The organism is Candidatus Hydrogenedentota bacterium (genome assembly GCA_016791475.1).
Taxonomy (GTDB): domain Bacteria; phylum Hydrogenedentota; class Hydrogenedentia; order Hydrogenedentales; family JAEUWI01; genus JAEUWI01.
In genome coordinates this window covers 261555-270117 of sequence record JAEUWI010000002.1, presented here as the reverse complement: position 1 = coordinate 270117, position 8563 = coordinate 261555, and the positions used below count along the sequence as shown (strand labels likewise).

The following is an 8563-nucleotide window of genomic DNA, read 5'->3' as shown; positions in this document are numbered from 1 at the left end:
GAAGGCGAAGGCGAAGGCGAAGGCGAAGGCGAAGGCGAAGGCGAAGGCGAAGGCGAAGGCGAAGGCGAGGGCGAAGGCGAAGGCGAAGGCGAAGGCGAGGGCGAAGGCGAAGGCGAAGGCGAAGGCGAGACCTTGGATGAAATTGCCGATGAATTGCTCGCCGCGTTTGATGACGCCGACACTGACGATGATGGACGTATCAGCTTCTCAGAAGCCCAGACGCAATTTCCGAGTTTGTCGTCCGACGATTTCGCGCAACTCGATGGCAATTCAGACGGATTCCTGAGCGAGTCCGAGCTTGAGGATTTTACCGACGATTCTGAAGGCGGTTGTAATGGCGGAAAAATCGGTGGTGTAGCCGGGCTGGAGCGATGGATATCGGATGTGCTTGTTCTTGCGCTGGCCCTCGCGGGCGCCAGCCTCTGGCATTCAATCGGGCATCGCGCTGACTGATTTGGACCTGCCGTGTTCTGCACTGCGCCGAAGGTGAAATGCCGGATGGGGAGAAGCGATTCGACCCTTGCTGAAATCATATGCTCGCAAAAGAAAAATTGGAGACTTCAAAGGTGATTGGTCGTTTCACAGTACTGAGTCTGGCGCTCCTGATTGCCGTGGTCACTTCCCAGTTGACCTCCGCCGAGGGCCCCTGGCTGGGCAACGGCATCAAGTCCGGCGAAGCCACGCAGCATTCGGTGTTGATATGGACGCGCCTCTCGGCTCGCCCAAACATTTCCGGCGAAGGCGTGCCCTGGCCCCTGATTGAACCTGAGCGCGATGGCGACAACTGGACCTTTTCCGCACCCCAGATCCCAGATGGTCACCGATTGGCGGATATGGCCTACACCCTGCCCGGCGCCCCCGGCGAGGTCCGCGTTTCGTACTGGCCGGAATCCACAAGCAACATGTCCTCGACGTCAGAATGGCATGCCGTCGATACCGAACGTGATTTCACCCATCAGTTCAAGCTGGACGACCTTCAGCCGGGCACGCGTTATCAGTGCATCGTTGAGGGACGTCCCGCAGGTGGCGGGGAACCGACGGACCGGGTACAGGGCTATTTTCGGACCGCACCGAGCCCGTCGGACGCACCCGGGATTACATTCACCGTGGTCACCGGCCAGGAATTCTGGCGACGGGACGACGATGTCAACGGGCACAAGATCTATCCCCTGATGCAGAAGCTGAATCCGGATTTTTTCGTTCACACCGGCGATATCGTCTACTACGATAATGACGGCCCGTGGGTAGTCAATGCGGATCAGGCCAGGCACAAATGGAATCAGATGTATGCCCTGCCCTTCCAGCGCGCCTTCCACAACGAAGTGAGCAGCTATTTCATTCGCGACGATCACGATACCTGGCAGAACGACTGCTGGCCTGCAATGCAGAATAACAAGATGGGCGAATTTACTTACGCGCAAGGGGTGGACATTTTCTTTGAGCAGGTTCCCGCGCCGGACCGCGCCAAACCCTGGCGCACGATTCGCTGGGGCAAGGATTTGCAGATCTGGATACCCGAGGGACGCGATTTTCGGAGTCCCAACACCGACCCCGATGGCCCGGAGAAAACGATCTGGGGCGCGGAGCAAAAGGCCTGGTTCAAACAGAGCGTTCAGGAGTCCGATGCGGCCTTTCGCGTTCTGATCAGCCCGACGCCCCTCGTGGGCCCGGACCGCGGCAACAAAAAGGATAACCACGCCAATACCGTCTTTGCGCATGAAGGCAGCGAACTGCGGGCGTTTATGGCAGCGCAGAAGAACATGGTTGTCGTCTGCGGCGACCGCCACTGGCAATATGTGAGCATCGACCCGGAGACGGGACTGCGGGAGTTCTGCAGCGGCCCCACCTCCAATGCCCACGCCGGCGGCTTCAATGAAGATCAGCGCGAGACCATGCACCAGTACCTGGCGGTCATCGGGGGCTTCCTCTCCTGCACTTCCCGGCGCGTGGACGGAGTTCCATCGTTGACTTTCCGACACTATGATGTGGATGGGAAGGTTGTATTTGAGCAGACCCTTACGCCGGAGACGGCCGTGGCGAAAAAGTAAGTCGGCGGAATTGCGCAGGCTATAAGAATCAAAAGCGCCGGAGAGTTGGCTCTCCGGCGCATTGTAGTTATCGGATTTCACTGAACGCTCGACCGTGTTCCAGCCGATCACGATTCAACGATCATCACTGCCCTTCGCCTTCACCTTCGCCTTCACCCTCGCCCTCACCCTCACCCTCACCCTCACCCTCACCCTCGCCTTCACCTTCGCCCTCACCTTCACCCTCGCCTTCGCCTTCGCCTTCGCCTTCGCCTTCGCCTTCTCCTTCTCCTTCTCCTTCTCCTTCTCCTTCTCCTTCTCCTTCTCCTTCACCTTCACCTTCACCCTCACCCTCGCCTTCGCCTTCACCCGCCACATCTTCAATAATCACAATCGCGTCCGCATCGAGGCCACCATCCACATTCAACAGCCCGAGAACGGAAACCGTCTGACCGAGGGCCAAATCCAATTCCGTGCCGGTGGGGGCCCCCAATGGGTCGGTGGGAAGGGCCACTGTCGTAACTTCTGTGTAACGCACGTCGATGCTTCCCTCTTCGAGGGCCACCGTAAACGTATTGGCCTCCGAGTCGAGGGCCGTAATCGTGCCGGCCACCGTGGCGGTCGCGTCGGAGATGGAAACCTCCACATCCAACTGGGGCGTCAGCGTGTAGCCGCCGTTACCCTGCTGCCGCAGGGCGATTCCACCAAGATCCAGCACAATCAGGCTGCTCTGCCCCTCGGGCAACTCGAAAGTTTCCGAAACGAAGAGACGATTATTCGCCGTAAGGTGGACGTCGGTAATCACGGTTTCCGGATCGCTCACCAGAACAAGCCGCGGATTTGCGATGCTGATGCGGATTTTTGTGTAGGTTCCTGCGGGAATTTCCGCCTCGGAAATAATCTCGGAAACGTCTATCAGATTGAGAAGATCGACCTCGAGCGCGCCGGAGAAGACTGTAATCTTCGAGCCTTCGAATTCCTCATCCGCCTCGCCTTCCGACGCATTTCCCGCATAATCCAAACTTATCTCGGTGATGGTGAGCTCCAGGCTCTGGATTTCAGCCAGATCAACGGGGCCACCACCCTGCTTGGTTGACTCGCCCACCGTGAACAAAGTGATCGCGCTGGTCAGGCCTTCGGGGTCGGGTTGGGGGCATCCCGGGAGGAAGGCAAAACTTGCCAGGGCAACAACCGCGAAAAAACACGCACTGATTTTTTTCATCCTGATTTCTCCTCAAACCCCGATTCCGGTTGCTTCGCTGCACAGGGTGAAGTATACCACAAAACCCCAGTAAATACGGGGTTTCTGAGGAGTCAGTGTGTTGTTGCCAGGTGCGTGACGATACGTCAGGTTGCCGCGGTTCCGCCTGCTATCTTCAGAAAAGGAATGCGTGCGCAGGAAAGGTTCCGCGGTCTCCACAACCTTGACCACGGAACATCCCGTACGCACGCATTCGAACACAGAACCGTCTCGCGTCCGTCGACGCGCCGTCGATCGCGACGCAAGCTTGTATTACTTCGCTTCCAGATGTTCCTTGAAGAAGGCCACCGTCTTGGACCAAGCCTCTTTGCTCGCCTTCAGATTGGCGCCGTCCTGGCCGCTCTGCTGGCGCAGGAAACCATGGCCCGCGCCTTCGTAGATATTTACTTCGAAGGTCTTGCCAAGTTTCTTCATCTCTTCTTGCGCTGGGGGCAGGGTGCTGTTCACCCGTGCGTCCTCGCCACCAAAGTGCCCCTGGACCGGGCAGGTGATCTTCGCGAGCGTGGAGGTCTCCGGCGCGTTGCCATAGTACACCACAGCAGCGTCGAGTTCCGGCTGTTCCGTCGCATAGAGGAAGGTTGTGCGCCCGCCGTAGCAATAGCCCACACAGCCAATCTTGCCGGTCCCCGACGGTATGGACAGGGCATACTTCATCGTCGCGTTCAGACGCTTCAGTGTCTCTTCCGGTGTCAATTTGCCGATGGCCTCGCGGGGATTCTCCGCCGCGCCTTCGATACCCGTGATAAGGTCCGGCGCGACGACGATAAAGCCTTCCTTGGAAAGCGCATCCGCCACGGAATTGGTCCAGTCCGTCATGCCGAAGATCTCGTGGATCAAGATGATCACGGGGGCCTTGTCGGAGCGCTCGGGATAGGTCTCGAAGATCTTCAGTTTGACGTCGCCGCCTTCAAGATCAATTTCCTTGAACTCCCCATGCCGGGGAGAATTCTTCAAAGCCTCGGCGGCCCCGTCCGCATCGGGCGGCGGGGAGATCTCCGCGGCAAAGGTGGCGGACGATACGGCGATTGCCAAGGTCAGCGCGAGCAATGATTTTATCTTCATGACTTCTTCCTCATGGGTTGGGTTGAGTCCTCAATATAGCGGAGCGGGCCCGGTTCAGCAAGAAACCCATTCACCCTTCAAGCCTCCGCCCACTCCATCAACTTTTCCTGGAACACTTTCTTCGACGGCAGATAAAGTTTATATTCCTTGGCGTGAATATTGGCGTCGGGCGGCAGGGTCAGCTCTACGATGGCGTCTTTCTTTCGCTTGCACAGCAGGATGCCGATGGCCGGATTCTCGTCCGGCAATCTCACGTGGCGGTTGTAGTAGTTGACGTACATCTGCATCTGCCCGAGATCCTGATGGGTGATCTTATCGAGTTTCAGGTCGATCAGCACGTGGCAACGCAACAGGCGATTGTAGAAGACGAGGTCCACATAGAAATGGTCTTCGTCGAAAGTGAAGCGTTGCTGCCGCGCCTCAAAGAGGAAACCCTTACCCAGCTCCAGAAGGAACTGCTCGATGCGATCGATGATCAACTGCTCCAGGTCGCTTTCGCTATAATCCGCCTTTTCGTCGAGCCCGAGAAACTCGAGAACATAGGGCTCCTTAAGGATATCCTCGGGCCGCGTGATGATTTGGCCCTCTGCGGCGAGTTTTCGGACCTCGCTCTTTTTCCGACTCAAAGCGAGACGTTCGTAGAGGCTGGAGGCTACCTGGCGCTTGAGCGTTGCGAGGGACCAATTCTCCGAAGCGGACTCTATCTCATAGAAATTGCGTTCATCGGGGTCTTGAATAGTCAGAAGAAGGACATAATGCGACCAGCTCAAAGGAAAGGCGGTTCTGAAATTCTCGGTTGTCGGCGCAGTCACGAATTGTGTTGTTTGCCTCTTTGACGATGCTCGTGGAGTCGATTTGGCAGACACTGCCTGCCGTATTGCCTTCGTGACCGATTGCGCAGACACCGTCTGCGCAATCTGACCGGTCGAAGTTTTGGCAGACACTGTCTGCCAAATCTCTGGAGCACGAGCCTGATAGGCCAGAAAGAACGCCCTGAAGTTACGAAGGTTGCGTTCGGAGAAGCCTTTGCCAAACTCGTCCCCCAACTTTGCCGAGAGCGCCTTGATTAACTCCACCCCGTACTCCGCCCGCTTCTCACCCTTCTGCTCATGCTCCACGATCCGCCGCCCAATCTCGAAGTTGGTCAGCACCTGGAGCGTGTTCACGGTAGACGCGGCCACGTGACGCGCGGACCGGATAAGATCGCGCACTTCGATGATCAGCACCCCGAATCCATCGTCCTTCCCCTTCGGCGGCCGGGTTGCTTTGCAGGCTGCTTTCTTCTTGCCTTTTTGTACTTTCATCGCCCAATGTCCCCTCTTAGTTCGCTTTGATCTGCAAAACTGTTTATTGCTTACAAGAGCCACTATGGTATATCAGCAACGCCGAATTGGCAAGGCAATTTTCGCACCACATCGTTGCAATCTCGGTGTACCCAGGCGTAGAGTGATCGCCATCGAGGGGGCCCCACGCATCGGAAGGAGTTCACACCATGCGAAACACGATCCACGTCTTTCTTTTCTCCGCCCTCCTCTTATCCGCCCTTGCCGCCCGCGCCGACTGGAATGTTCGCGACAGTGGCGCCCTCGGCGATGGCCAGACCGACGACACGGCCGCCTTCCAGAAGGCACTCGACGCGGCCGGGGCCGCGGGTGGCGGCATCGTCCATGTGCCCGCGGGTGCCTATTGTATTCGCGGCAGCCTGCGCATCCCCGGCGCGGTCACGCTTCAGGGCATCTTCACCACACCGCCCCTGAACTTTCAGGGACCCGATGGCAAGATGGCGGGCTCGGTGCTGGAGGCCTGGGCCGGGCGCGGCAGCATGGAGGGCGAGCCCTTCATTCGCCTCGCGGGCCACGCGGCCACGGTGTCCGGGCTGATCATCCGCTATCCCGAGTGGAAGCAGACCGACGTGCCGCCCGTGCCCTATCCCCCCGCTATCCGGGGCGACTCCGTGGAGGACGTGGCGGTGCTGGATTGCCTTATCCTCAATGCCTATGAGGCGATCCACTTCGAGGGATCGGCGCGCATGCTCGTCCGCAATGTCTTCGGCTATCCGAGCTATCGCGGACTCTACATCGACGCCTGCTACGACATCTCCCGCGTGGAGAACTGTCACTTCTGGCCCTTTGGCGTGGTTTATCAGCCGGACGATCCCTACTGCAAGTGGGTGAATGTCAACGGCGTGGCCTATGAATTCGCCCGCACCGACTGGCAGTACGTCACCCACACCTTCTGCTTCGGCTATGGCATCGGCTACCGCTTTTCCAAGACCAAAGCCGGCTCGGCCAACGGCAGTTTCGTGGGCATCGGAGCCGATTCCTGCCGCCGCGCGGTCTACGTGGAAGATGCCCAGCTCGCGGGTCTCCTCATCACCAACGGCGAGTTCGTGGGCCGCTGGAGCAGCAAGGACAGCGTGGGTATTGAGATTGCCGAGACCTGCGGGCCCGGCAAGGTAAACCTCGCGAATTGCGCCTTCTGGGGTCCCCTCGACATGGCCCTGTGGTCGCGCAGCCCCCAGGCCCAGTTCGCTGTTTCGAACACCAACTTCTGCCAGTGGGACATCAATGGCGTCGGCTCACCGGCGGTGCGACTCGATGCGGGCAAAGCCACGCTCCAGGGCAATATCTTCGACGACGGCCAGCTCCATGTGACGATTAACGAAGGCATGGGCACTGCGATTCTCATGGGCAACCTGGGCGAAGGCGGCTTCCGCGTGGAGAACCATGCAGGCGCACGCACCCAGCTCATCGGCAATGAACAGGGCGGATTCGAGTGGACCGATGCGATGAAGGCCCACTACCGGCTTCAGGTCGGCGCGCCCGGCGACAGCCCCTACCTGCGCAAATGGTACGGTCGCGAGAAGGCTCTCGAATTCGGCGAAAAGGGCACCCGCCGCTGGTCGCGCGGCGATTCGGAATTCCTGCTCCCCGTCACCCCCGGCAAGACCTATCGTGTCAGCGTAGTGCTACGAACCAATGGCCACATCGTCGCGCCGGAAAATGGACTCTACCTGGGCGACGAACGCATTGCCGATCTGAACGAAACTCCCGCCGACGGCCCGCTCACCGGCACCTTCCGCGCCGGGAGCGACAACGTCACCATAACACTGCGCACAAAAACCTGGCGCCCCATGGACACCGAGCCCGGCAACGGCGACGCGCGCGATCTCGGCGTCTCGGTACACGCCATCACGATCGTGGAAGAGGGCCAGGACACTGCGCCGGTGTACAGCGCAAATTCGGGAGAAGTGATCGCACAATGAACGAGATTTACGAACTCCCTGGTTTCGGCAAATGAACGCCCTCCCCCACTTCGGCCCCAATATCGGCACGCGGGAATCCGCTCAATTGAAATGTTGACATCCGGTATATGCGTACGTCGGATTGTGAGCGGATGCACCATCTTATACAAACTGACGACAACCTTTTGGGAGGCAATGCGGTGGTAAGCAAGGGAAGTGATAGCCACGATGAAGCGTTGGCCAAGAAGATCTACCTCGATCATAGAGGAAACGGGTTCTTCATGTGGAAGAACGATATCTACGACACCTATCGCGAGTACGGGATCGCGCGCGAGAAAGAGGTAGGTTGGGCGAAAGAGGAGATCGAACGCCTACTCAAAGTGTTCACTGAAGACGGGCCGGGCTCCGATAACATCTATCGGGGTTTGATCGACTTTATTAGTGTGGCTAACGACGTTGAGGGGTTGCGAATTCTACTACATCTGGTTCGGAGCAAGATGGCGAATCTGGATACGTTTACCTTGGTCCTGATTGCTGAAGCGACCCTCAAGCTGCTAAGAGCGTCTGGGCGTTCAGAGGCATTAGGTCAAAGAGATTTACTGGAGGCGGAATTCGTCTTGATCAAGGATTTGTTGGAACGCGCCAATACCATGAATCTCTTTGTTGCCCCAGAGTTCTTTAAGGATGGGGGTCTTATGTTCATGAGTGGCGGATTGTCAGAGGAGTATATTAGAGAGCGAATCAATAGCGATATTCGAGAGCTAGAATCCTACTCGTTCCCATGGGACGACAAGGGTAGATTGTGGAAGTGGCTTCAGTCAAAGATTCCATGGCCAAAAAAGCTCTAGTGCCGCTGGCTTTGCGAAAGGAAATTTCGAGTCTGGCGCTATCCCAGCAAGGTACAAGCGATCTCCACACGAGCTCGGTGAACGACATGACGCGGGTGTTCGAATCCGGTGTCAATTGCCT

General features: G+C 58.0%; 7 protein-coding genes. 4 read left to right on the top strand and 3 right to left on the bottom strand.

Annotation, left to right across the window (positions count from 1 at the left end; translation table 11 throughout):
- Together JNK74_02150 and JNK74_02145 are read left to right on the top strand one after the other, a co-directional pair.
- Positions 1 to 453: hypothetical protein (locus tag JNK74_02150; protein MBL7644968.1), on the top strand; the 453-nt coding region annotated here is incomplete at its 5' end.
- A gap of 113 nt (positions 454 to 566) precedes the next feature.
- On the top strand, positions 567 to 2048 hold the full coding sequence (locus tag JNK74_02145) for an alkaline phosphatase D family protein (protein ID MBL7644967.1): 1482 nt from the start codon (positions 567 to 569) through the stop codon (positions 2046 to 2048).
- Positions 2049 to 2172: 124 nt separating this feature from the next.
- Here the strand turns inward: JNK74_02145 and JNK74_02140 are convergent, their stop codons facing one another.
- From JNK74_02140 to JNK74_02130, 3 genes are all read right to left on the bottom strand, one after another.
- Positions 2173 to 3249, bottom strand: a complete 1077-nt coding sequence (locus JNK74_02140; protein MBL7644966.1) for a DUF4382 domain-containing protein — start codon at positions 3247 to 3249, stop codon at positions 2173 to 2175.
- A 291-nt stretch (positions 3250 to 3540) separates the two neighbouring features.
- Positions 3541 to 4350: a dienelactone hydrolase family protein gene (locus JNK74_02135; protein ID MBL7644965.1), complete on the bottom strand. Its 810-nt coding sequence runs from the start codon at positions 4348 to 4350 to the stop codon at positions 3541 to 3543.
- Positions 4351 to 4427: 77 nt separating this feature from the next.
- A complete protein-coding gene (locus JNK74_02130; GenBank protein ID MBL7644964.1) occupies positions 4428 to 5654 on the bottom strand; it encodes a DUF1016 family protein in 1227 nt (408 codons plus the stop codon).
- A gap of 188 nt (positions 5655 to 5842) precedes the next feature.
- Between JNK74_02130 and JNK74_02125 the strand changes: the two genes are divergently transcribed.
- Positions 5843 to 7615 (top strand): hypothetical protein, encoded by a 1773-nt coding sequence (locus tag JNK74_02125; GenBank protein MBL7644963.1) that lies wholly within the window; start codon positions 5843 to 5845, stop codon positions 7613 to 7615.
- Between the two features lie 131 nt (positions 7616 to 7746).
- On the top strand, positions 7747 to 8442 hold the full coding sequence (locus tag JNK74_02120) for a hypothetical protein (GenBank protein ID MBL7644962.1): 696 nt from the start codon (positions 7747 to 7749) through the stop codon (positions 8440 to 8442).
- Positions 8443 to 8563 lie beyond the last annotated feature (121 nt).